The 25,577-nt window shown below is 30.7% G+C and carries 25 protein-coding genes; 23 read left to right on the top strand and 2 right to left on the bottom strand.

What is annotated here, in order from left to right; all coding sequences use genetic code 11:
• Window positions 1-230 precede the first annotated feature (230 nt).
• From ftsA to OCU55_RS10385, 19 genes are all read left to right on the top strand, one after another.
• Window positions 231-1,463 carry a cell division protein FtsA gene (ftsA, locus tag OCU55_RS10475; RefSeq protein ID WP_261852268.1) on the top strand — a complete coding sequence of 411 codons (1,233 nt, stop codon included), beginning with the start codon at window positions 231-233 and terminating at the stop codon, window positions 1,461-1,463.
• Window positions 1,464-1,476: 13 nt separating this feature from the next.
• Window positions 1,477-2,574 (top strand): cell division protein FtsZ, encoded by a 1,098-nt coding sequence (ftsZ, locus tag OCU55_RS10470; protein WP_261852267.1) that lies wholly within the window; start codon window positions 1,477-1,479, stop codon window positions 2,572-2,574.
• Window positions 2,575-2,852: 278 nt separating this feature from the next.
• Window positions 2,853-3,659: a sigma-E processing peptidase SpoIIGA gene (locus tag OCU55_RS10465; RefSeq protein ID WP_261852266.1), complete on the top strand. Its 807-nt coding sequence runs from the start codon at window positions 2,853-2,855 to the stop codon at window positions 3,657-3,659.
• Between the two features lie 15 nt (window positions 3,660-3,674).
• A complete protein-coding gene (gene sigE, locus OCU55_RS10460) occupies window positions 3,675-4,382 on the top strand; it encodes an RNA polymerase sporulation sigma factor SigE (RefSeq protein WP_261852265.1) in 708 nt (235 codons plus the stop codon).
• Window positions 4,383-4,922: 540 nt separating this feature from the next.
• Entirely contained in the window at window positions 4,923-5,696 is a 774-nt protein-coding gene (gene sigG, locus OCU55_RS10455; RefSeq protein WP_200274257.1) for an RNA polymerase sporulation sigma factor SigG, read from the top strand.
• A gap of 145 nt (window positions 5,697-5,841) precedes the next feature.
• Window positions 5,842-6,102 (top strand): YlmC/YmxH family sporulation protein, encoded by a 261-nt coding sequence (locus tag OCU55_RS10450; RefSeq protein WP_261852264.1) that lies wholly within the window; start codon window positions 5,842-5,844, stop codon window positions 6,100-6,102.
• 143 nt (window positions 6,103-6,245) lie between these two features.
• On the top strand, window positions 6,246-6,719 hold the full coding sequence (gene nrdR / locus OCU55_RS10445) for a transcriptional regulator NrdR (RefSeq protein WP_261852263.1): 474 nt from the start codon (window positions 6,246-6,248) through the stop codon (window positions 6,717-6,719).
• Between the two features lie 461 nt (window positions 6,720-7,180).
• The gene (gene pgeF / locus OCU55_RS10440; RefSeq protein ID WP_261852262.1) at window positions 7,181-7,906 is read left to right on the top strand and encodes a peptidoglycan editing factor PgeF; all 726 of its coding nucleotides are present in this window, start codon (window positions 7,181-7,183) and stop codon (window positions 7,904-7,906) included.
• Between the two features lie 12 nt (window positions 7,907-7,918).
• Complete coding sequence (locus tag OCU55_RS10435; protein WP_261852261.1) at window positions 7,919-8,617, top strand: response regulator transcription factor; 699 nt, start codon at window positions 7,919-7,921, stop codon at window positions 8,615-8,617.
• Window positions 8,618-8,620: 3 nt separating this feature from the next.
• On the top strand, window positions 8,621-10,324 hold the full coding sequence (gene pnpS, locus OCU55_RS10430; protein ID WP_261852260.1) for a two-component system histidine kinase PnpS: 1,704 nt from the start codon (window positions 8,621-8,623) through the stop codon (window positions 10,322-10,324).
• Between the two features lie 311 nt (window positions 10,325-10,635).
• Window positions 10,636-12,636: a methyl-accepting chemotaxis protein gene (locus tag OCU55_RS10425; protein ID WP_261852259.1), complete on the top strand. Its 2,001-nt coding sequence runs from the start codon at window positions 10,636-10,638 to the stop codon at window positions 12,634-12,636.
• Window positions 12,637-12,796: 160 nt separating this feature from the next.
• Window positions 12,797-13,705 carry a phosphate ABC transporter substrate-binding protein gene (locus tag OCU55_RS10420; protein WP_261852258.1) on the top strand — a complete coding sequence of 303 codons (909 nt, stop codon included), beginning with the start codon at window positions 12,797-12,799 and terminating at the stop codon, window positions 13,703-13,705.
• A 255-nt stretch (window positions 13,706-13,960) separates the two neighbouring features.
• Window positions 13,961-14,851: a phosphate ABC transporter permease subunit PstC gene (pstC, locus tag OCU55_RS10415; RefSeq protein ID WP_261852257.1), complete on the top strand. Its 891-nt coding sequence runs from the start codon at window positions 13,961-13,963 to the stop codon at window positions 14,849-14,851.
• Window positions 14,851-15,750, top strand: a complete 900-nt coding sequence (gene pstA, locus OCU55_RS10410) for a phosphate ABC transporter permease PstA (RefSeq protein WP_261852256.1) — start codon at window positions 14,851-14,853, stop codon at window positions 15,748-15,750. The genes pstC and pstA overlap by 1 nt, the downstream gene beginning before the upstream one ends.
• 11 nt (window positions 15,751-15,761) lie before the next feature.
• Window positions 15,762-16,511 carry a phosphate ABC transporter ATP-binding protein PstB gene (gene pstB, locus OCU55_RS10405; protein WP_261852255.1) on the top strand — a complete coding sequence of 250 codons (750 nt, stop codon included), beginning with the start codon at window positions 15,762-15,764 and terminating at the stop codon, window positions 16,509-16,511.
• A gap of 23 nt (window positions 16,512-16,534) precedes the next feature.
• Complete coding sequence (gene phoU / locus OCU55_RS10400) at window positions 16,535-17,191, top strand: phosphate signaling complex protein PhoU (protein ID WP_261852254.1); 657 nt, start codon at window positions 16,535-16,537, stop codon at window positions 17,189-17,191.
• Window positions 17,192-17,817: 626 nt separating this feature from the next.
• Window positions 17,818-19,152 (top strand): DUF512 domain-containing protein, encoded by a 1,335-nt coding sequence (locus OCU55_RS10395; protein ID WP_261852253.1) that lies wholly within the window; start codon window positions 17,818-17,820, stop codon window positions 19,150-19,152.
• Window positions 19,153-19,154: 2 nt separating this feature from the next.
• Window positions 19,155-20,471: a ribosome biogenesis GTPase Der gene (gene der / locus OCU55_RS10390; protein ID WP_261852252.1), complete on the top strand. Its 1,317-nt coding sequence runs from the start codon at window positions 19,155-19,157 to the stop codon at window positions 20,469-20,471.
• A gap of 4 nt (window positions 20,472-20,475) precedes the next feature.
• Window positions 20,476-21,471: an NAD(P)H-dependent glycerol-3-phosphate dehydrogenase gene (locus tag OCU55_RS10385; protein ID WP_261852251.1), complete on the top strand. Its 996-nt coding sequence runs from the start codon at window positions 20,476-20,478 to the stop codon at window positions 21,469-21,471.
• 105 nt (window positions 21,472-21,576) lie between these two features.
• Here OCU55_RS10385 and OCU55_RS10380 read toward each other — a convergent pair whose 3' ends face one another.
• Complete coding sequence (locus OCU55_RS10380) at window positions 21,577-22,191, bottom strand: manganese efflux pump (protein WP_261852250.1); 615 nt, start codon at window positions 22,189-22,191, stop codon at window positions 21,577-21,579.
• A 214-nt stretch (window positions 22,192-22,405) separates the two neighbouring features.
• On the opposite strand from OCU55_RS10380, the gene OCU55_RS10375 reads away from it, so the two are divergent.
• A complete protein-coding gene (locus OCU55_RS10375) occupies window positions 22,406-22,747 on the top strand; it encodes a hypothetical protein (protein ID WP_261852249.1) in 342 nt (113 codons plus the stop codon).
• Window positions 22,748-22,771: 24 nt separating this feature from the next.
• Complete coding sequence (locus OCU55_RS10370) at window positions 22,772-23,449, top strand: lysozyme inhibitor LprI family protein (protein WP_261852248.1); 678 nt, start codon at window positions 22,772-22,774, stop codon at window positions 23,447-23,449.
• 240 nt (window positions 23,450-23,689) lie between these two features.
• Here the strand turns inward: OCU55_RS10370 and OCU55_RS10365 are convergent, their stop codons facing one another.
• Window positions 23,690-23,896 carry a hypothetical protein gene (locus OCU55_RS10365; RefSeq protein WP_261852247.1) on the bottom strand — a complete coding sequence of 69 codons (207 nt, stop codon included), beginning with the start codon at window positions 23,894-23,896 and terminating at the stop codon, window positions 23,690-23,692.
• Between the two features lie 574 nt (window positions 23,897-24,470).
• On the opposite strand from OCU55_RS10365, the gene OCU55_RS10360 reads away from it, so the two are divergent.
• Together OCU55_RS10360 and OCU55_RS10355 are read left to right on the top strand one after the other, a co-directional pair.
• The gene (locus OCU55_RS10360; protein WP_261852246.1) at window positions 24,471-24,902 is read left to right on the top strand and encodes a GNAT family N-acetyltransferase; all 432 of its coding nucleotides are present in this window, start codon (window positions 24,471-24,473) and stop codon (window positions 24,900-24,902) included.
• A 99-nt stretch (window positions 24,903-25,001) separates the two neighbouring features.
• Window positions 25,002-25,391, top strand: coding sequence for an ACT domain-containing protein (locus tag OCU55_RS10355; RefSeq protein ID WP_261852245.1), 390 nt, complete (start codon window positions 25,002-25,004; stop codon window positions 25,389-25,391).
• The last annotated feature ends 186 nt before the right edge of the window (window positions 25,392-25,577 follow it).

Below are 25,577 nucleotides of genomic sequence, written 5' to 3'. Positions count from 1 at the left end.
TATTCACCTGACAATTTTTCTTCATATACATTCGGAAAGGCAGATGCGCAAAAAATCACTGAACAAGATCACTTCAGCGACTTTTTACATCTATATTAATTTGGAAAAATGAGAATTGTGATATCTTGGTATAAATTACTATTATTTTTTTTGTGAGATAAAAAGGAAAATATATATTTGTGTTGAATAAATAAATATAACCTATACTAAGGAGGGAAGACGTAAGATAAATGCAAAGGACAATCGTAGGTATTGATATTGGAAATGATAATATAAGCGCAAGTGTCGCAAAAGTCAGTGAAAATGATTTTGAAGTTATATGTAGTGTTTATACTCCATCAAAAGGATTATCAAAAGGCAAGATTATAAATCTAAATGATTTAACCGTGAGTCTGAAAAAATGCGTTGATGAAATAAAGAAGGAATCAAATATTAATTTTACTTCGGCATTTATAGGAATAAGCTCCTCCTCTACTAGGCTTGTGAAAACAAAAGGGGTAGCTTTAAGTACTAGCCTAAATTTAATTACGCCCACAGAGATTAAGGAAGCAATTTCAGATGCTGAAAAGATAGAGCTTGCATCCGATGAAGTAATAATTGATGCATTTACAGAATCCTTTTGTATAGACGATAGTACTATAGTAGAAGATCCTTTGGCTATGAAAGCCTCAAAGCTTCAAGCAAACTGTTCAGTTATAGTTGGAAAGAGCGAGCTAATAAATAGTTATAGGAATGCCTTTAGACTATCAGGTATAAACATTGAAGGTATATATATTAATAACTTAGAATTAAGAAAAATAATTTTAAATGAAAAAACAATTAAAGAAAATGTTCTTATAGTCGATGCTGGTGCAGAGGTAATAGAAATAGCATTATATAAAAATAATGAATTAGAATATTTATCTAGCTTACCAGTTGGTGGACAGAATGTGACAAAGGACATTGCTATCTGCTTAGGAATACAGGAAGAGCAGGCTGAACAAGTAAAACAAAATTATAGTGAAAATTATAAAACTTTATATAGAGAACATAGCATTGGTACGCTTAAAGCTGAGTCCTTAGAAATTGATATAAAGTTATTTAAAGATGTTGTTGAATCTAGAATTGAAGAAATTGTTACATTAATTAAAAAAGATATAAAGGAATCAGGGTATTTGAACGAAATTAGTAATATATACATTTTTGGAAATGGCCTAGCTATGTTTCAAGATGTAAAGTACTTTTTTGAAGATAAAATGCGAAAAAAGACAATTATTGTGACAAAAAATCAACTTGAATTACAAAATTCTTGTATAATTAATTCAATTGGTATTGTTAAAGATGCCTATGATAGGTTAAAATTAATCTATGAAGATTCTTATGACAATGGAAGCAATATAAACCATGATAATGAAATTAATAATAAAAAAAAGAAAAGTGGACTTATTCGTAATTTTAAAAGATTAATCGACGATTTTTTCTAAAGGAGGAATTATTTTGTTAGACTTTGATGTTGATATGCAGGAATTTGCAAATATAAAGGTAGTTGGCTGTGGCGGTGGCGGAAGCAACGCTGTTAATAGAATGATTGTTGAAGGCTTGAAGAATGTTGAGTTTATAACAATAAATACTGATAAACAGGCACTTATGTTATCTCATGCTAATCAAAAGATACAAATTGGTGAAAAGTTAACTAAGGGATTAGGTGCAGGTGCTAACCCTGATATAGGTAAAAAAGCCGCTGAAGAAAGCAAAGACGAGATATCAGAAGCTATAAAAGGTGCAGACATGGTATTCATTACTGCAGGAATGGGTGGTGGAACTGGTACAGGAGCTGCTCCAGTAGTAGCTGAAATTGCTAAATCAATGGGAATACTTACAGTTGGTGTAGTAACAAAGCCTTTTCCTTTTGAAGGAAGAAGAAGAATGAAACACGCTGAAATGGGTATTGAAAACCTTAAGCAAAGAGTTGATACTCTTGTTACAATTCCTAATGAAAGATTACTTACAATGGTAGATAAAAAAACTACACTGCTAGATTCTTTTAAACTAGCTGATGATGTTTTGAGACAAGGGGTACAAGGTATATCAGACTTAATTACAATTCCAGGTCTAGTTAATCTTGACTTTGCAGACGTTAGAGCCGTAATGGTTGACAAAGGTCTTGCACATATGGGTGTTGGTAATGGAAGTGGAGATAATAGAGCTCAAGAAGCTGCTAAGCAAGCTATATCTTCACCACTACTAGAAACTTCAATTGTAGGTGCAACAGGTGTACTATTGAATGTAACAGGTGGAGCAGATTTAGGTCTTTTAGAAATAAATGAAGCTGCTGAGATTGTTCAAGAAGCTGCAGATCCAGATGCAAACATTATATTTGGAGCTGTAATTGACGAAAACTTAAAAGATGAAATAAGAATTACTGTAATAGCTACAGGATTTGAAAAAATAGCTAGAGATGTAGAGCCTCCAAAAGAAGAAACTGCAGCTGAACCAACAGTAGCAAAAGAAGAAGCTGCAGCTACTACTACAAGCACTCAAAGTTTCGGAGACGAATTGGACATACCAGCTTTTTTGAGAAGAACAAAAAGATAATATTATAAGTATTTATATTATAAGTAAATGATTAATTATGATACTTAAAAATAAGACATGTTAAAGCATGTCTTATTTTTTTTTGTTTTAACAAGCTATCTTCTAAAATTCTATCTAGAAGCATATCAATATTTAGAAGAATATATTATAAAAAGTAGAAGTTAAAAGAATAATGGAATTAAATGTAAAATATAACCATATAAAAAAGTTTTATAGTCATTACATTATGACAAAATTTTAGAATGCTTAGTCTTATAATGTTTTTGAGGAGTGAGTTTATGAAGGTATATGTAGATGTGATTATTTTAGAAAATTTCATAATTAATCTCTTTCTAATAACAATAACATTACAAACTGTACGAATAAAGTTTTCATTTGTTAGAGCTTCCTTAGGAAGTATCTTAGGTGCCTTCTACACACTATTATATTTTTTTCCAAGTTTAAGTGTAGTAGTCTCTCTTCCAGTTAAGCTTCTTATTCCTTTAATTATGATTTATATAACGATAGGAAAGCTTAATTGTTTAGTTTTGCTTAAAAGCTCAGGGGTCTTTTTGTTATGGTCCATCTTGCTTTGTGGTTTTATTTTTGCATTTTCATTAATGAACAATCCATATGATTTGTTTTCGGCGTTTACTCTTAAAAATATCTATTTAAAGTATATGCTGTTAGCATTAATGATTATTTATGTTTTTGCTTATAGAACCATAATTTTTATAAGAGATAGAAAATCTTTAACAGATTTCTTTTATGAAATTGAATTCTCAGATAATTCTAAGAAATTCAGGGTTAAAGCATTTTTAGATTCAGGAAATGAGTTAACTGAACCAGCTACAACTTTGCCAGTGATACTAATAAATAAAAATTATTTGGAAGGATTTAGTGAGGTAGGTAAGGGGTCTTTGATCGTACCATACAAAGTAATAAATGGTGGAAAAGGTAGTTTGGAAGGGTTTAGAATGAATCAAATAAAATTATATAAAGATGATAAATTGATATCCACTAAAGATGCAGTCATATGTTTATGCAAGGATCAGTTCAGCCCATATGATGATTATGGTGCACTATTATCTAGAGGAGTATTATAGAGGGGTGTTATTTACATGATAAGTATTAGCGTTTTAATCAACAGAATATTAACAAAAATGAAGTTGTTTGCAAAAAATATATATTACGTTGGAGGTAATGACGCACTTCCGCCACCTTTAACAAAAGAAGAAGAAGAGAACCTAGTTCTTAAGCTTACTGGTGGTGACGATAAAATAAGGAGTATACTCATCGAGAGAAATCTTAGATTGGTAGTATATATAGCAAGAAAATTTGAGAATACTGGAGTAGGTGTAGAGGACTTAATTTCTGTGGGGACAATAGGCTTAATTAAGGCTGTTAATACCTTTAATCCAGAAAAAAAGATAAAGCTGGCTACATATGCATCTAGATGCATTGAAAATGAAATACTTATGTATTTGAGACGAAACAGTAAAGTAAAAGCAGAAATATCCTTCTATGAACCTTTAAATATTGATTGGGACGGAAATGAACTTCTGCTGTCAGATATTCTAGGTACTGATAACGACATAGTTTATAATTTAATTGAAGATGAAGTAGATAAGCAGCTATTGTTCATGGCAATGAAGAATTTAAGTGAGAGAGAGAAGGAAATAGTAAAATTAAGATTTGGTTTATATGGTGCAAGGGAAAAAACTCAAAAAGAGGTTGCTGATATGCTTGGAATATCACAGTCATATATTTCAAGATTGGAAAAGAAAATAATTAAAAGGTTGAAGAAAGAAATTAATAGAATGGTTTAAAGATATAGTTTGTTTTAAAGTTAAATTAAGTGATTATGCATCCGATGCTTTAATGAGCTTACGCAAAGAATTAATATGATTTTTTCATATTCCACCGATGCACCACTTCATAACAAATTTTATATTTTCAAATTCTCTGCTCAGAACCCAGCAGAGTTTTGAAAATAGTTTAATGATTGAAGTGGTGCATCTTTGGCTAAAACTGTAAACTCACTACGTTCGAACAGTACAGTTTTACTTTTTAAAAATCTATGCATTCCATAAATATTTTATATCTTAAATTTAATAAAATAAAAATGCTATAGGATTAAAAAGTAAATATATCTCCGGCATAACCAATTAATTTTAATAATATTTTTAATCATAGCCTTAAGATTTATCAAAACTCCTCCAGATATTCTGAGGGGTTTTTAGCATAAAAATGAAATTGTCAAGTACTTTATATATAATTATAAATTTTTAAAATCGTATAAAAATGGCTCCCATAGGAAATAATTTTTAATGCAGTAGTATCTATTACTTATAAGGGGTTGATTACACATGATAATCAATAAAGTAGAAATATGCGGAGTCAATACCTCTAAACTTCCTGTTTTGAGAGAAAAAGAAATGAAGTCATTACTTCTTCAAATGAAGGATGGTAAACAGGGAGCTCGAGAGATATTTATTAATGGTAATTTAAGATTAGTGTTAAGTGTTATTCAAAGATTTAATAATAGAGGCGAAAATGTAGATGATCTATTTCAAGTAGGTTGTATAGGTTTAATGAAAGCTATAGATAACTTTGATTTATCTCAAAATGTTAAATTCTCTACTTATGCAGTTCCAATGATAATAGGAGAAATAAGACGTTATCTAAGAGATAACAATGCCATAAGAGTAAGCAGATCATTAAGAGATATTGCATATAGAGCTTTGCTTGTTCGAGATAAATTAGTAAATGATAATAATAAAGAACCTACTATTTCACAGATAGCTAAAGAATTAAAAATACCTAGAGAAGAAGTTGTATTTGCATTAGATGCAATACAAGATCCAGTATCATTGTTTGAACCTATTTACCATGATGGTGGAGATGCAATCTATGTGATGGATCAAATATCAGATAGTAAAAATCAAGACGATAATTGGCTCGAAAATATTTCTATAAAAGAAGCAATGAAAAAACTAAATGATAGAGAAAAACTTATACTTACCCTTAGATTCTTTAATGGCAGAACTCAGATGGAGGTAGCTGATGAAATTGGTATATCACAAGCTCAGGTATCAAGACTGGAAAAGACTGCATTAAAGCATATGAGAAAGTATGTTTAGAGCTCGTTTGAGCTCTATTTTTTACTGTGAATAAAAGTGCAAGATTTTAGGAAAGTGTTATTTTGATATTTAATTGTTGTTAGAAGAAAGATAATATCATTTTATATGATTTCCTATCATATATTTTTATATGGAGGGATGTTAGATGGAATTGAATATGCATTCATTAAATAATCTAAGGGTCATGGAGGTAGTTGATATAAACCTAGGAGCAAAACTTGGCTATATTAGAGATTTAAAGATTGATTGTGATGAAAGTAAAATTGTATCGATATTGATACCTGTCCAGAAAAGTAATTGGTTTGGAAAAATGGACATGCTTGAAATACCATGGGAAGATGTAGTAAAAATTGGTGTAGATGTTATATTGGTTAATAGTAAGGAAAAAACTGTATCAGATATGTAGCAAAAATAGTAATAAGTGTGTATAATAAATATATTATGGATAAACACTTATATGCTAATGAAGGATTTTAGAGTTAGCATTAGGTTAGCTTATTAAATAAAATTAAGTCAAAGAAGTTGCATTAATGAAAGGGCGTGAATAGCTTGAGATGTCCATACTGCTCATACGAAGAAAGTAAGGTTGTTGATTCCAGATCAACTGAGGATTACACAGCCATAAGACGAAGAAGAGAGTGCTTAAAATGTGGTAAGAGATATACTACTTATGAGAAGGTTGAAGACATACCAACTTTGGTTATAAAGAAAGATTCTACTAGAGAGAATTTTAATAAAGAAAAATTAATCAATGGATTAATAAAAGCATGTCAAAAGAGACCAGTATCTAGAAGACAAATAGAGGATATTGCTGATGATATTGAAAAGACTATAAGTAATAAGATGCTTACAGAAGTTAGCACTGATTACATAGGCGAAATGGTAATGGATAGATTAAAGAATGTTGATGAAGTATCTTACGTAAGATTTGCATCAGTTTATAGGCAATTTAAAGACATAAATACTTTTATGGAAGAAATAAAAAATTTGATGGGATTGTCAGAAGAACTACATAAAAAGTAGTTCTTTTATTTCTATATAGGGAGATATAAAACCTTTATGCGTGGTAAATCTAGATATTTCAATGGCTTTAGAAGTTTTTTATAGATATATAGAAATAAATAAAACTTATTCGCCTGTAAGATTCTTCACATACGCTTAGAAAAGGCAGGTGCGTAAAAAATCACTAATAAAAACGATTAGCGATTTTTTAGAGCCATTCCATATGAAAAAATCATTTAATTCTAATAGCTCGCTCATATAGCATCTCCTTCATAACAATTTTATTTCAAAAAAGATCTTAAATGTAGTATTACTTTAACATATAAAATTGCCTAGGAAATAAGATTTCTTGTTAAATGTTAGTTAAAGATAGTTAAAATAAATTCGCTTTTATTTGCTTTATGTAATGATAATGTTAAAATTATAAGTGAAAAGATTGAAAAAGTTTATTAATTTACCTAAAATGTAAAGGAAGTTAATTTATGAAAGAGAAAATGTTAAATGATTTTCAGATTTTAACCTATGAAGATTCACTAGTTGAATTAGGGGTAACAACGGCTTTTAATGACGCAAGCTTTAAGTTTGATACTGAAGAAGGCAGAAATAACTTAACAAAACTTAAAAATGCTTTGCAAGTTAAGAAAATTTGTTATTTAAAGCAAATCCACAGTGATAAGATCATTATGGCGAGTGAAGGCGTTGAGTTACATGGTCAAGTTGAAGGGGATTCACTTATTACTACTAGCATAGATACTATGATCGGTGTGTTTACGGCCGATTGCATTCCGGTTTTAATATGGGATGGTAATAAGAAGGTAATTGCAGCAGTTCACAGTGGGTGGAAGGGTACTTTTGACAGTATTGTGAAAAAGACAATAGAAGTTATGATTAAAGATTTTAATTGTGATAGTAGTTCTATTAAAGTTTTTATAGGACCCCATATTAGGCAGTGCTGCTATGAAGTGAGTGAAGAACTTATAGATAAGTTTAAGAAAAACAACTTATACGCAGAACAAGATATAAATAATGGACGATATTTAAGTCTTGAAAAATGTATTGAAATGCAACTAAAGTATATAGGTGTAAATAAAGATAATATAATAAAGAGTGGTTTTTGTACTTTATGCGAAAAAGATACAAAACTTCATTCTTACAGAAAAGATGGGGAGCATTCAGGAAGGATGTTTACCTACATCTATTTAAAATAACGGAGGAACATTATGGCTGATGAAAAAATTCTTATAGTAGATGATGAAGAACATATAGTTGAACTTATGAAATTTAATTTAGAAAATGCAGGATTCAAAATAATAACAGCTTACAATGGAATTGATGCTATAAAGCTTGCTAAATCAGAGCATCCTCGTTTAGTATTGTTAGACCTTATGCTGCCAGGCTTAGATGGATTTGACGTATGCAAAGAAATAAGAAAGGATTCTATGACAGCTAATATCCCAATTATCATGACTACAGCAAAAGGTGAAGAGCTTGATAAGATATTGGGACTTGAGCTAGGGGCAGATGATTATATAACAAAGCCTTTCTCAATAAGAGAACTTGTAGCAAGAGTAAAGGCTGTACTTAGAAGAACTGTAAGTACTCCATCTTTTGAGAAATCCTTGAATATTGGAAATCTTACGATTGACTTCTTAAAACATGATGTGCTTAGGAACGGTGAGAAAGTAGAATTAACATTGAAGGAATTTGAACTTTTAGAAACTTTGGTTCAAAATAGAGGTAAGGTCTTAACTAGAGATATGCTTTTAGATAAGATTTGGGGTTATGAATATATTGGAGAAACAAGAACTGTAGATGTTCATATAAGACATTTAAGGAAAAAGATTGAGGATGATGATAAAAATCCAAGATTTATAGAAACAATAAGAGGAATCGGATATAGATTTTCAAGCGGAGAATAATTTATGAAGAAAAAAATAATGTTTTCGGTAATTATAACAATAATTTTTTCATTAGTTGTAGTAACATCTTCTTTTATAGCTATATCTAATTATCAGTACCTAGAGAACTCTAAGGCAAATCTGAAGCATTATAATGACTTGCTTTCGACTTTAATTCTCGCAAATGAGCCTGATAAGATAGTGAAACTAAATCAAGTAAAAGCTCTAGATAGAGAAATACGTTTTACCTATATAAGTAAAACGGGAGTTGTAGAATTCGATACGGATAAACGTCTTGAAGATCTTGATAACCACCTTACGAGGGTTGAGATAGCACAAGCTATAAAAAGTGGTGAAGGATCAAGTGTACGATTTAGTAAAAGTTTAAATAAAAATCTAGTCTACTATGCAACTAAGCTCCAAGATGGTAGTATTGTGAGAACTTCAATACCGTTAGACAACGTAAAAATATTTCAAGACACTAACATAAAATATTATCTAATAACTTTGGTATTTGTAATAGTTTTATCAGTAGTTCTTTCACTAAAACTAACTAGATTTATAGTTGACCCAGTAAAGGAATTAGAGATTATTACAGCAAGAATAGCAAGAGGAGAATTAGATGGAAGGGTTAGAGTTAGTTCTGTTGATGAACTTGGAAGCCTAGGGATGACCTTTAATGAAATGGCTGATAAGCTTGAAGTTACTATGGATGAATTAATCGATAAACAAAATAGACTTGAAGCAATTTTGAAAAGTATGGATAGTGGAGTTATTGCAGTTGACAGAAGTCATAAGATAATAATGATAAATCCTTATGCTGAAAAGATATTCGGAATAGACAAAGATATAATCGGAGAAACTCTTATGGATCATATAAGAGATTTTGAATTAGATAATGTTTTTGAGACTTCTGATGCATATAAAGAGATAAAAATAATCTGGCCAGAAGAGAGAGAACTAAGAATAAGAACTGCAGAAATTATCAATGATAGAGAGCACATTGGTACTGTTGCAGTTGTTCAGGATATAACGGATATAAAGAAGCTTGAAAATATGAGATCACAATTTGTTGCTAATGTGTCTCATGAACTTAAAACTCCGCTTACATCTATAAAAGGGTTCGCTGAAACTTTAAAATATGTAGAGGATGAAGAAAATAGACAAAAGTTTTTGAATATTATAAATGAAGAAGCAGAGAGATTAACAAGACTTATAAATGACATATTATCCTTATCCAACATAGAACAAAATATAGAATGTACAAGAATAAACTTTAGTGGAGATAGAATAATAGAAGATGTTTATACTTTAATGAAAATTGAAGCTGAAAAGAAGAATATGAAGTTGTCTGTGGATTTAAATAATACACTTTCATTAGTAGGGGATCCAGATAAGTTTAAGCAGATGATGATAAACCTTATTGATAATGCAGTGAAGTATTCTGAAGAAGGCGATTCAGTTTTAATAACCTCAAATAATAAAAAAGGTATTATAACTTATACAGTAGAAGATACAGGGATTGGTATACCTAAGAAGGATGTAGCAAGAGTATTTGAAAGATTCTATAGAGTTGATAAAGCTAGATCAAGAGCTAAGGGTGGAACTGGTCTAGGGCTCGCTATTGTTAAACATATAGTTAAAACCTTTAATGGAAATATTGAGGTAGAAAGCCAACTTGGAGTAGGTACCAAATTTATCATAAAGATGAAGGGTATAAAAGAATAAAATAAAAAAAGATGAAGACTAAAGGATTTTGAGATAATCACAATTCTTTAGTCTTTTTTTACTGAATAAGAAAGATGAAATTTTAATACCGGATAAACCCAGTGATTTCAAGTGATTAGGATGATTTTTTAGGTAATACAGTAAAAAAATAAAACTTAGGAATTTACCTATAGTTAACAGTGGTTCACGCAGGCTTAATATTGGTTAATCTTAGCTTAATAGTTTTTATGTAAAATATACATTAGAAACAAAATATTCAACAATAAGAGAAAATAGCGCATTATAAAAATGCCTGAAGGGGAGTTATTTGGATGAAAAAAAGGAAGATATCAATAAAAATTGTAACCACAATTAGTCTTTTCCTTGTAGTATTCACTGTTATTACAAATTATTCTATCTATACAGTAGCAAATAACAAGATTATGAATTCGAACTATAACAATATGAAGATAATAACAAGCGAAATAGGAAATAGTTTTAAATCCTCGATAGCATATCAAATAGAAAATTTAAAAAGTATAGGTAAAGAAAATGTTTTAACAGAATACTATGGAAGTAATCTAAGTGAAGAGAAACAGACAAGTCTAAATGAAAGACTAAAGAAGGTTTCTACAAGTTATGATGAAGCAATTTTTGTTACTGATAAAAAAGGTGTAATTAAAGCAAGTTCAAATGATCAATATATGAGTTTAGATCTTTCGACAAAGGAATACTTTAAAGCTACACAACAAGGAAAAGAGGCAGTTGGATCTGTGGAAAGTTCAATTATAACTGGAAAGTTTATTGTGTATTTCTTAGTTCCGGTAGAAGATCAGTATGGAACAATAGTTGGGGCAGTGGGAAAAGTTGTTGATAGCAGTTATTTCTCTGAAAGATTTAATTCTTTTAAATTCCTTAATACAGGATTTGTTTTTATGGTGGATAGTTCTAATAAAATCGTATACCATCCAGATATGCATAAGATTAACAAACCTATATCCATAAAAGAAATTGCAAGCCTAATTAAAAATCCAGAGTATCTGACTAAGGATAATAGCAATATAGAATCGTATGAAGAGAATGGAAAATCAATGGTGGCGGAAACCCTTACTATACCTGAACTTAAAATGATGGTTGTACTTACTTCAGATAAAGCAGAAATTCTTGAAGCATCTACATACATAGGAAGAGTTTTAATAATATTTGGAATTATAGAACAGTTAATATTAATTCCTTTAATAATTATTATGATAAATTCGGTATTAAAGCCACTTAAAAATCTCACTAATAGTACAAAAAAAATATCTGAAGGTAACCTTACTGTTTTAAGCAGAGTGAATAGTAAGGACGAATTAGGGGATTTATCTAATAACTTTGATCAGATGATAGGAAATATAAGAGTTTTAATAAATGAAATTAAAGGCTCAGCAAATGATCTGCTTAACATAAATGAATGCTTCTCAGCAGTTCAAGAAGATAATCATGAAGGCATGACTTTTATAAAGGAGTCATCAAAAGTTATGGTTGAGGAAACTAGAAATATAGATGAAGCAATAAAATGGTGTATCGAAGGTTTTGAAAGATATGAAGAAAAGCTAAACGAAATTAATATGAAATCAGAAAAAATGTACAAGCATGCAAGTTCTATAAGAACAGTGAACAGTGAAGGAATGAATTCTATATATGAATTAAGAGATATAGGAAATAATGCCGGTATTAATTTCAATGCTATAAATCAAAGCATAAAAAAACTTATAACAAATCTAAATAGCATAAATACAATAGCTCAAGGTGTAACCAATATATCAACGCAGACAAATATATTATCACTTAATGCTTCAATAGAAGCTGCAAGAGCAGGAGAATTTGGAAAGAGTTTTTCTGTTGTAGCAGAAGAAATCGGAAAACTGTCGAAGTCCATTGAAGGAGAAATGAAATCAATTAATAGTCTAATCAAAGTGATAAATAGCAACATAAGTGAGACTTCAGAAAGTATGGATGAGCTTAACAACTTCTTTAATATGCAAGTGGATGTATTAAATATAAGTGTAGATAAGTTTAATACTATTATAAAGAGTACAGACAAGATTATTGGTTATATACAAGATGTTAATACAAATATAACTGGAATTAATAATGATAAGAATGAAATGAATAAAAGATTATCAGATGTTAACACTACATTTGAGGAATTTAACAAAAGTATTGAAGAGGTTTCAGTTTCTGTTAATAAACAATGGGAAGATTCAGCAATGCTTGATGAGGTTAAAAACTCCATGAATCAGACTGTCTACAAGCTTCAGAGCTCAATTTCAAACTTTAAGGTAGAGTAAAAGATATTTATAAAATTTATACGCTTTGTTAAATAAAATTTACATAACCGTAAGATTACTTAACAAACAGCTAATACTCACTTAACTTAAGGATAATATAATTTATTATGTAAGGTAGATAAATAATAAATTAGTAAATAAAATTTGGAGGTTATCAAATATGAATAAAAGAAGTTTAAAATTTGGTGTAATCGCACTAGCATTAACTATGGCAACTGGAATTTTCGCAGGCTGTGCTTCGAAGAGCGATAATAATTCAGCTACAGATTCAGGAAAAGGATCAGCAATCGCTGGATCAATAACAATATCAGGATCAACTGCTTTAAAGCCATTAATAGATAAAGCTGGTGAAAATTTTCAAGCTAAGAATAAAGATGCGCAAATAAATTCACAAGGAGGCGGAAGTGGAACTGGACTTACACAAGTGTTGCAAGGTGCAGTTGAAATAGGAGATTCAGATGTTCCAGCTGCTGATAAATTAAAATCAGAAGAAGCATCACAATTAGTAGATCATCAAGTTGTTGCTTTAGGATTTGCTGTAACAGTAAGTAAGGATGTTCCAGTAACTAATTTAACTAAAGCTCAAATAGCTGATATATTCTCAGGAAAGGTTACAAACTGGAAAGCTATTGATGGAAAAACTGATTTACCTATAACTGTTGTTCATAGACCAGCTTCATCAGGAACAAGAGCAACTTTTATGAAGACAGTTTTAGATGGTAAAAAAGATGTTGAAAATGATAAAATAGGCGTAGTTCAAGATGCTAATGGTTCAGTTAAGACTGCACTTGAAAGCACAAAGGGTTCAATTAGCTATGTAGCTCTTTCATACTTATTAGATGATGAAGCTAAGAAATCATTAGTACCAGTATCAATTGAAGGCGTACAACCAACAAAAGAAAACATAACAACTGGTAAATATATATTCTGGTCATGGGAACATATGTATACAAAGGGTGAAGCTAAAGACCTTGCTAAAGCATTTATAGATTATATAACAAGTGCTGATAACAAGAAGGCAGTTGAAGATTTGGGATTTATCTCAGTTGGAGATATGAAGGTTAAATAGTTTATATAATTGGCTTTTAAGGCTGGCTTACGCCAGTCTTAAGGTGTTTAAAGATATATGCAAGCTTTAAAATTCTTATGAATTAAGAGTAAGAAATTAGTAAATAAAATTTGTTCTAATAAGCATAATGATAATTTTCAAATCGTTGTAAAGATGAATCACTTCAATCCGAAAATATAAATTTAATTATGAAGTGTTTAATCAATAAATATTAGATGAATGATATTCAACAATAAATATTATGAGGGAAGAGTTATGAAAAAAAGAAGTTTTTGGCAAAAATTAAAATCTGAATATATTGGCAAAGGTTTTGCAGTGTTTTGTGGGCTCTTAATAGTGGTATTGACTCTATCCATTATATTTTTTATAGCGTCAAAAGGATTAAATTTGTTCATAAAAGATAGATATTCTATATTTAAGTTTTTATTTAGTACAGAGTGGACACCAAATGCAGATTCACCTCAATTTGGTGCTTTGACGTTAATTTTAGGGTCAACAGCAGTTGCTATAGGATCAGTTATAGTGAGTACACCAATTGCAATATCTCTTGCGATTTTTATGAATATGATATCTACAAAGTATGGTAAGAAAGTTCTACAACCAGCTTTAGAGCTTTTCGTTGGAATACCATCTGTTGTATATGGATGGATTGGTTTAAGCGTACTTGTGCCAATAATAAGAAATAGTTTTCATGGTGATGGATCAAGTCTTCTAGCAGGTATTTTAGTGTTAAGTGTAATGATTCTTCCAACCATTGCATCACTATCATCTGATGCAATTAGGACTATACCTAACGATTATATTGAAGCTGCTTATGGATTAGGTTCAACTAGATGGCAAACCATATATAAAGTTGTTGTTCCAGCTGCAAAGAGTGGAGTTCTTACTGCGGTAGTGCTTGGTCTTGCTAGAGCTTTTGGTGAGGCACTTGCAGTTCAAATGGTTATTGGAAATACATTAAAGCTTCCAACAAATCTTCTTCAATCAACAACTACGCTTACAAGCGTACTTACAATGGATATGGCTAATACAGCTTTTGGATCTGAGTGGAATAATGCTTTATGGTCATTAGCTTTGATGCTATTAATAATATCCTTTATCTTTATTGTTATAGTTAGAAAAATAGGAAGAAGAGGTGAAGCATAATGAAGGCAAAAACCGCAGATAAAATAGCAACTTCAATACTTTATATAATTTCTGTATCAATAGTTTTGCTTTTAATAGCTTTCTTAGGTTATATTATATACAAGGGGGCTGGCATGATTAGCTTTAATTTCTTATTCGGTCAGCCTAAAAATGGAGCAGCAGGCGGTGGTATTGGACCACAGCTATTTAACTCCTTTTATATGTTAATTGTATCTCTTATAATTACAGTTCCTATTGGACTAGGTGCTGGTATTTATCTTTCAGAATATGCAGGACAAGGAAGATTCGTTAATTTCTTAAGATTATGTATAGAAACTATGTCTTCACTTCCTTCGATCGTTGTTGGGCTTTTTGGACTTTTAGTATTTGTTACGTTGGCTCAATGGAAGTATTCTGTTTTAGCTGGTGCTTTGTCAGTTAGCATATTAAACCTTCCTTCGATGACAAGAGTAAGTGAAAATGCTATAAGAGAAGCATCAAAAAAAGTAAAAGAGGCAAGTGTTGGTCTTGGTGCAACAAGATTTCAAACTATAAGAAAGATAACTCTTCCTTATGCTATGCCGCAAATATTAACAGGAATTATTCTGGCTGCAGGAAGAATTTTTGGTGAAGCAGCAGCTTTCTTATATACAGCAGGTATGAGTGCACCTTTATTTAAATTTGGTAGATTTTCGCTTTTTGGTATGAGTTCTGCTGATAGGATGTCTGCATATGATCTATTCAGACCAGCAGAAACATTAGCAGTTCATATATGGAAACTTAAATCAGAAGGTTCAGTGCCTGATGCTACTCAAATCGCAAATGGTGCTTCAGCAGTTTTAATAATAATGGTGCTTTTATTTAATATTATTTCAAGATTAGTAGGTAATGCACTTTATAAGTCTTATAGTGGTAAGTAGGAGGATACAACATGTCAATAATTTCAACGAATAATTTAAACTTATATTATGGAAATAATCATGCACTTAAGGGCATAAGCCTTGATATAGAATCAAATACTGTAACTGCACTTATTGGACCTTCTGGTTGTGGTAAGTCAACTTTCTTGAGAACCTTGAATAGGATGAATGATCTTATAGATTCTGTTAGAATAGAAGGAGATGTATTCTTCGAAGGCAGAAATATTTATAATGACTTTGATGAAATAGAGCTTAGAAAAAGGGTAGGAATGGTTTTCCAAAGACCAAATCCATTCCCAATGTCCATCTATGATAATATAGCTTATGGGCCAAAAATTCACGGAATAAAAAATAAAGCTAAGTTAGATGAAATAATCGAGAAAAGTCTTAGAGGAGCAGCTCTATGGGATGAAGTAAAAGATAGATTAAAGAAAAGTGCTTTAGGTCTTTCAGGCGGTCAGCAGCAAAGACTTTGTATAGCAAGAACTCTTGCAGTAGAACCAGAAGTTCTTTTAATGGATGAGCCAACTTCTGCACTTGATCCTATCTCAACGAATAAAATAGAAGAACTAATGGATACACTAAAAAAGACATATACTGTTATAATTGTAACTCATAATATGCAGCAAGCTGGAAGAATTGCGGATAATACAGCATTTTTCTTAACAGGAGAAGTAGTAGAATACGGAAAAACAGATGACATATTCTATAAGCCAAGAGATAAGAGAACAGAAGATTATATAACAGGTAGATTCGGTTAAAATTACTTTATGAGGTGATATAAATGACAAGAACATCTTTCGATTATGGTCTACAGCTTTTACATGATGATCTAATAAAAATGGGAAGCATTGTAGAAAAACAAATACACGGTTCAGTTGAATCCTTAGTCAATCAGGATGTGGAATTAGCTGAAAGAATAATAAAGGGTGACGATTTAGTAGATGATCTTCAAAGAGAAATTGAAGACAAGTGTATAAAGTTAATTGGTAGGGAGCAGCCTCTAGCAAAAGATTTGAGAAATATTTTTACAACCACAAAGATAGTTACAGATCTTGAAAGAATGGCTGACCATGCAGTTGATATAGCAAAGATAACAAGAAGACTTAAAGATGAAAAGTATATTAAGAAGTTAATAGACATACCAAAGATAGCATCAGTTGTACAAGAAATGATTAAGCTTTCTATAGATGCTTATATAGAAGGAGATTCAGATAAAGCTTATGAGATTTGTAAGATGGATGATGAAGTAGATGCTGTGTATAAGAAGGTATTTACTGAACTTTTAGCATATATGAACTCTCATCATGAAACAGTGACTCAAGCAAGTCAATTATTATTTGTATGCAAGTATCTAGAGAGAATAGCTGATCACGTTACTAATATATGTGAGTGGACTATCTACCTTGTTACTGGTAACTTTGTTGATCTTAATGAATAATAATCAAGTAGTATCTATAAGTAATTAGTTAAAGAGTAGTGTATAATTATTTAATATTTGATATGTATACTTTTTTACATGTACAAATAAACAGTTTAATTTTAAGTTATGTAGTTAACAATTTAACTATGGTGAATAGGGTATTTAATAAATATATTATTATTAAATATAAAAATAGCTTGAATTCCTTGAGGATATTCGGGCTATTTTTTACTGTAAATGAAATTGTAGAATTGTTATTGTCATTAAATATAGATATTTCAATGGGGTTAGAAGTTTTTATAGATATAGAGAAAGAAGTATTCATCTGTAAATTTTTCTGATATTAATCTTGAATGGCAGATGCGCAAAAAAATATAATTAAGATATGGTGTTAGAATCGAGTAGCTAGGATATATATGCTATATAGTACCTCTATATAAGAATTAAATGATTTCTAATAATAATTTTTCAGATAATATATAACTTATTAAAAAAATGGACAAAATTTATAATGAATAGAGTTTTTATTCTATAAATGTTGGAAAATTAGAATTACATGGAAATGTACATGAAGCGTTAATTGTTGACTACTAAGGGCTAATAGGGTATATTACATATTGAAGTATTTTTCAGGAGTGAAAAAAATGAAAAACAAAATTGCGAAGATTCTTCCTGGCGGAATAGCAGAAGAATTAGGAATTGAAGTGGGAGATTATCTAATTTCGATAAATGAAACAGAAGTAAATGACGTTATAGACTATAAGTTTTTGATGGCAGAGGAATACTTAGATGTAGAAGTAGAGAAACCAGACGGTGAAGTTTGGGTTTATGAAATAGAAAAAGAATATGACGAAGACTTAGGCGTAGAATTTGAGGCTTCTATAATGGATAAGGCAATAAGCTGTTCCAATAAATGCATATTCTGTTTTATAGATCAATTACCTACGGGTATGAGAGATACTTTATATTTTAAAGACGATGACTCAAGACTTTCATTTCTTCAAGGTAACTTTGTAACCTTAACAAATATGAAGGACTGTGACATAGATAGAATAATAAGATACAGAATAAGTCCTATTAATGTATCAGTACATACAACCAATCCAGAGCTTAGAGTTAAGATGTTAAATAACAGATTTGCAGGTAATGTTTATGACAGGCTTAAGAGACTAGCAGAGGCTGGCATTGAAATGAATGCTCAAATAGTAGTTGTACCAGGTGTTAACAATGCTGAAGAGCTTCAAAGGACCGTTTTAGACCTATATAAGCTATATCCTTCTATTCAAAATATAGCTGCAGTTCCTATCGGGGTAACTAAACATAGAGAAGGACTTGCAAAATTGGATATTTTTGATGGTGACAGTGCAAGAAAAGAAATTGAGATGGTAGAGAAGCTTCAAGAGAAGTTCATGAAAGAGATAGGTTCACCTTTTGTGAGATTATCCGACGAGTTTTATGTTTTAAGTGATTATGACATACCTAACGAAGATTTCTACGATGGATATCAGCAAATTGAAGATGGTGTAGGTGTTATAAGAATGCTTAGAAATACCATCGACAGAGATATATCAGAACTAAAAGACAATATAAATGGCCATTTCGCTATTGCTACAGGTGCTTCTGCATATGATGAAGTAAAAAAAGTAGCAGATAGCATTATGAATAAAAACAATAATATAAAAATTGATGTTTATAAAGTTATAAATCATTTCTTTGGAGAAACTATTACAGTAAATGGACTTTTAACTGGTAAAGATATTATAAATCAGCTAAAAGAAAACCTTGAAGCACCATACCTTATAATGGCTGATAATATGTTCAGAAAAGGTTATGAACTAGGTGATTCTCAGGATAAGATAATGCTTGATGATCTAAAGATAAAAGATGTTGAAGAGCAGCTAGATGTGAAAGTCATTGTATGTGATTACACTGGAGAAGACTTGATACAAATTATAAACACATATTGTGAGGAGGAATAAACATGGGAAAACCAATAGTTGCTATAGTTGGACGTCCAAATGTAGGTAAATCTACATTGTTTAATAAATTAGCAGGAAAAAGAATATCTATAGTACAGGATACACCTGGAGTTACTAGAGATAGAGTTTATGCAGAGGCTGAGTGGTTAAATTACAAATTTACTATGATAGATACAGGTGGTATTGAGCCAGAAAGTGAAGATATTATAGTAAAACAAATGAGAAGACAGGCACAAATAGCAATTGAAACTGCAGATGTTATAGTGTTTATCGTTGATGGTAAGGAAGGACTTACAGCTGCAGATAAAGAAGTTTCTCAAATGCTTAGAAAGAGTAAAAAACCTGTTGTACTTGTTGTAAACAAGATTGATAATTTAAAAGATGAAGCTAATGCTTATGAGTTCTATAATTTAGGTATAGGTGATCCTATAACAATATCAGCGACTCAAGGTCTCGCTCTTGGAGATATGCTTGACAGAGTAGTAGAACACTTCAAAGATCTTGGAACAGATGATGAAGAAGATGAATATGTAAGAATAGCTATGGTTGGTAAACCAAACGTAGGTAAATCATCTCTTATAAACAAGCTTCTAGGTGAAGATAGAGTTATAGTAAGTGATGTTCCAGGTACTACTAGAGATTCTATAGATAGTTACCTTGAAACAGATGAAGGAAAGTTTATACTTATTGACACTGCTGGTCTTAGAAGAAAAAGCAAGGTTAAGGAAGAAATAGAAAGATATAGTGTTATAAGAACTTACGCTTCAATTGAAAGAGCAGATGTAGTTATACTTATGCTTGATGCTCAAGAAGGTGTTACTGATCAAGATGAAAAAATTATAGGTTTTGCTCATGAAATGAACAAGGCTATAATGGTTATAGTAAATAAGTGGGATTTGATTGAAAAAGATGATAAGACAATGAATACTTATCTGAAAGACCTTCAATCAAGCTTAAAGTTCTTATCCTACTCACCTTTCTTATTTATATCAGCATTAACTGGTCAAAGAGTGCATAAGGTATTAGAGATGGCTAAGGGCTGCTATGATAACTACTCAAAGAGAATCTCTACAGGGATCCTTAATGATGTTATAAATAGAGCGGTACTTATGAAAGAGCCACCTGTAGTTGGACTTAAGAGACTTAAGATATATTACGCAACTCAAGTTGCAAATAAACCACCTAAATTTATATTCTTTGTAAATGACAGCAATGCTTTACATTTTTCTTACGGAAGATATCTTGAAAATCAGCTAAGAGAGAGCTTTGATTTTAAGGGAACAGGCTTAGAAATAGAGTATAGAGAAAGGAAGGAATAAAAGTATGAATAAGGTGACTTTTTTAGGAGGAGGAAGCTTTGGAACAGCTTTATCAATTCTTCTGGCCAAAAAGGGTGTAACAGTGTCTATTTGGGACCGAGATAAAGAGGTTGTTGACGAGATAAACAACGAAAGAACGAACAATAGATACATTAAGGAGTTACACATTCCTGAAAATGTCACTGCCTATTACGATTTACAAGAAGCACTTAAAGATACAGGATGTTTAGTGCTTGCAGTACCTTCCCATGTTATAAGAAATGCTTGCAAATCACTAAAAGGAAAGCTTCCAGAGGATATTGTGGTTGTAAGTATAGCTAAAGGAATTGAAGAAGGTACTGATTTAAGATTATCGGAAGTAATAGAGCAGGAGCTTAATAATCCAATAGTAGTTTTATCTGGACCTTCTCACGCAGAAGAAGTTGCCTTAGAATACCCAACTACTTTAGTTGCAAGTTCTAAAGATATGGTATCTGCTGAAAAAGTGCAGGACCTATTTATGGCTCCACACCTTAGAATATATACCAATGATGATCTTGTTGGTGTAGAAATAGGAGGAGCAGTAAAAAATATCATAGCTTTAGCAGCTGGAGTTTGTGATGGTATAGGTTACGGAGATAATGCTAAAGCAGCTCTTATGACTAGAGGTATGATGGAGATAAGTAAAATAGGTTTTAAGCTTGGCGGAAAGATGGAAACTTTCTTTGGACTGACAGGCATGGGAGATCTTATAGTAACTTGTACAAGTATGCACTCTAGAAATAGAAGAGCTGGAATACTGATTGGTCAAGGTAAGAGTCTTGCTGAAGCAGAAAAAGAAGTAGGAATGGTTGTTGAAGGGGTTAAAGCCTGCAGAGCCTTCTATGAATTAAAAGAAAAACTTGATGTTGATATGCCGATTACGGATATTCTTCATAGAATACTTTTTGATGGACTGAGTCCAAATGAAGCAGTAAGTGGACTTATGGAAAGAGATAAGAAATCCGAAAAATATCAATAATTAATATGTATAATTTAAAGACTTGCTTTTAACCCAGTCTACAGATAGTGATATTTGTAGGGATGATCTGGAGATGGATGCAAGTCTTTTTTATTTTTGAAAGTACTAATTTATAAATTCGATTATACCGAGTGCTATAAGTAACATCCCAGATACTAGTGGAGCATACTTTCCGAAAAGTTTTCCTATTATACTGCTACCTAATGCTTGACCAAACATTATAGTAACAATGCTTAATATGAATGTTAATACAGTTGTTAAGGGGACACTTATACCTGTTATACTAGCTGCTATGCCTGTACCTAAGTTATTAAAGGTTAAGCCTAGAGCAACAAGAATAGATTCTTTAGCACTTATGTCACCAGATTTATCAGTATCAGATTTTTCTGCATACTGTACCATATCCTTAATATCTTTTAAAGCCAAATCTTTTAAATTAACATCACTTACAAGTTTTCTTATACTTTGAATAACGAAGTATACGCCTAAAAGAACTATTATCATGGATCCCAATTTATTTGCTATGGAATTAGATAGAAATTTTGAGATAAATAATCCTAGGAACATTGATAAAAAAGTTCCTGTAGTAGTAATACCAGCTATTACAAGGTTATTGAAGAAATATATCTTGATTTTTTTTATGCCGTAAGCCATCCCAATAACTAGGTTATCTAGATTTGAAGATAGGCTAAAAAGTAAGGCGGATAGAAAAAATATCATGGATTCTCTCCTTTTTAACTATGTGTAAATTAAAGTTTAAAAAATGTTTTATAAATTCTCTTATATCTCAATATATGGAACATAAATATATATTGTGAATACATATTATAGAGCAGCTAAATTGAGATTAAAGTAGGTTGAACTATATAGTTATTAATTATATAATCAAGTAAAGGAATAATTTTCAAATAAAGTTGCTAGAAAGGAATAAGCAATGGAGTTTTTTTATGAGTTTTTATATTGTGTTGTAGCAGCGATTGCATCAGGTATTATATTTTATATAATCCTTAGTGTGCTTGATGAAAGTATATTACAGTTGTTTAAACCAATCAAAAAAGTAGTGAGTAAGTTAAAAAGAAAGGCACTTATAAGAAATATTAGTTTTTTAATAACAATAGTCTTATCTGTTTTAATAAAAGATTTCTTTAAATTAGGTGTTGTGGGATTTGGAATTATAATAGGATTTTTTAATAGTTTTACTGATGTTATTTTTGAGACTGGAATGGCTGCGCCTAAAAAAGATAAAGGATTTAAGATTAAGAAGATTGAAAAATAAGCTTTATTTATAAGAGGAATAAATATGAAGAAAATTATAAGCTTTTTAGTATTTGCCATAGCATTAACCTTAGTAGGATGTCAAAGTAATGATGGAAGTAAAGAATCTAATGATTCTTCAAAAAACAATATAGAAAGTAATAAGATAAATGATAACGAGGAAATAAACAGTAGTATTAGTAAGTTAGAGGCTTTGGTTAATGAAAAAAAATATGTGGATGCAAATAAGCTTATAACCGAGCTAAATAACAAAGAGCTTAATAATACGCAAAAAAATACTATCAATGACTTGAAGAAAAAAATTGATTCTTCAGCGACTGATACAGAAAATGAAAAACAGAAAAATAATAAGCAACAATACAAAGAGAAATTGGATAAAGTGGAACAAAGTCTTAAATATTTAGAAGATCCTAAATATTCGTCTACGACTTTAGATATGCGGAATGCAGCTGGTGAAACCTATAAGCAATGGGATCAGGCTTTAAATGAAATCTATGGCATGCTAAAGACACAGTTATCTCAAAGTGAGATGAAGGCATTGCAGGATGAAGAAGTAAAATGGATATCCTATAGGGATAAAAAAGCAGAAGAAGATTCAGCAAGAGTAAAAGGAGGCACGTTGGAGCCGGTAGAACATACTTATTCTTTAGCAAATACTACAAAAAGTAGATGCTATGAACTTGTTGAAAAGTATATGAAGTAGTTTGTTAATAAAGGGTTCCTGTGGCGAAACTTATTTTATACTTGTTGGAAAATAGCTGCTTCTGAGGATTTTCGTACAAGTATAAATTGATAGTTAATCCAGGAATTCTATATAAAAACAAATATTGCAATTATAGTAATAAAATATGGATATCAATAAGTAAATTTAATATTATGGAAGTCAATGACCATGCATAAGTTGAGGGATATACCCATTCATATGCATGGTCTTTACTTTTACTTATTCATCATTATCATCAAAGGTCGCAGTAGTTTTTGAAGACCAACTTTTATCTTTGAGAAATTCTGGTATTAATGAATCGCTTCCATCACCTTCAATGTCTGAAGATTCAACAGTTAAGTTTGAAGAAGTTGATAAGCCAAAAGAACCAGATGTTGAAGAAGAAGTAAGTACTTTATCATGTTCACTTGATTTTGTTCTTTTCATAAAACCACCTCCAAGCTTAGTATGTTCATTTAGTATTTTATTATTAGGCTATGTTTAAGAGTATTGTTGAAATTGATTGATTATACAGGAGACGCTATATGAGCGAGCAACTAGAATTAAATGATTTTTTAAGATGGAATGGCGTTAAGAAACTGTACTGTTCGAACGTAGTGAGTTTACAGTTTTAGCCATGAAATATGAAAAAATCATATTAATTCTTTGCGTAAGCTCATTAAAGCGTCGGATGATTAACCAATCAATTTCAACACGGTGCTTTAACAGCGCCTATTATTAAAGATGTATCACCTAAGTACCAAATCTATTTATAAAGTAAAACACCATTAATAGTTAAAATGATTTTTGGTATATTTTTGAATCATGGAAATGGAATATCTATACCTAAATAAGATACTAAGGTTTTATAGTGGAGCACTAAAAATGAGCTCTGTCATAAAATTGAATTAAATAAGAATAATAGTATCTATAAATGAATGATTTTATGGTATATTGTGTATATAAAATATCTTTTGATGGTTGAAAAATACATTTAAATATTAGTTTTGGGGTGCAAGCTATGGATATAAGTTTAATGACTATTGATGATTATGAAAAAGTATATAAACTATGGACTAACACATCTGGTATGGGGATAAGGAGCTTAGATGATTCCTTTCAAGGAATAAATAAATTTATAAAAAGAAATCCTACAACTAATTTTATTGCAAAGGCAGAAAATGAAATTGTAGGAGTAATATTGTGTGGCCATGATGGAAGAAGAGGATATATTTATCATACTGCAGTGAGCAGTGAATATCGGGGTAAAGGAATTGGAAAAGTTTTAGTTAAAGCTGTGCTTGAAGCTTTAAGACAAGAAGAAATAAATAAAGTTGCACTTGTTGCTTTTGCTTCAAATGATGTAGGAAATAGATTTTGGAAATCTATTGGTTTTGAAGGAAGAGATGATTTAGTATATAGAAATTTAAGCATTAATCAAAATAATAATTAAAAGCAGTAGAATTATAGAGAAAAACATTCTAACTTGCATGTTTGGCACTACTTAGTAAAAAGTATAATAATTTGTTTATGAAGAAAGGACGTAAAGAAGATGATAGAAAAAATATTGACCATGATATTATTAAAAGATACGTATGGAGTTTGTAGATTAGATAAAAATGAGCTTATACCTGCTTGGGCTCAAAAGGGAGAGTTTTTTTCTATAACAAAAACAACTGATGAGCTATCTATCGTGTGCCATGAAGGTAATATTCCTGACAATATAAATTGTGAAAAAGATTGGAAGATCTTAAAGATTGAAGGACAGTTAGATTTTTCTTTGATTGGTATACTTTCGTCAATTAGTTCAATATTAGCAAATAAAGGCATCAGTATTTTTGCTGTTTCCACCTATGATACAGATTATATACTAATCAAGAATAAGGATATAGAAAACGCAGTGAAATCATTAATTGAAGAAAGATACGAAATAATTCAATAGATTCTTTTAAATTTCGATAGCAAGGCTTTAAATAATAAAGTTTAAAATTATATTGAGCGTAGTTGGATTTTTGGTATGTTAATAAATGCGTATTGAGTATAGTACAAATATGATTAGTTGAACTTTAGATTAAGAAATTTTATTGTGAAGCTAGAGAACTATTTTGACTTAAGTGACCTATAGACT

Source organism: Clostridium folliculivorans (assembly GCF_024341905.1).
Lineage (GTDB): Bacteria > Bacillota > Clostridia > Clostridiales > Clostridiaceae > Clostridium_AR > Clostridium_AR folliculivorans.
The sequence above is the reverse complement of the archived record's forward strand: the minus strand, read 5'-3'. Positions and strand labels throughout refer to the sequence as shown.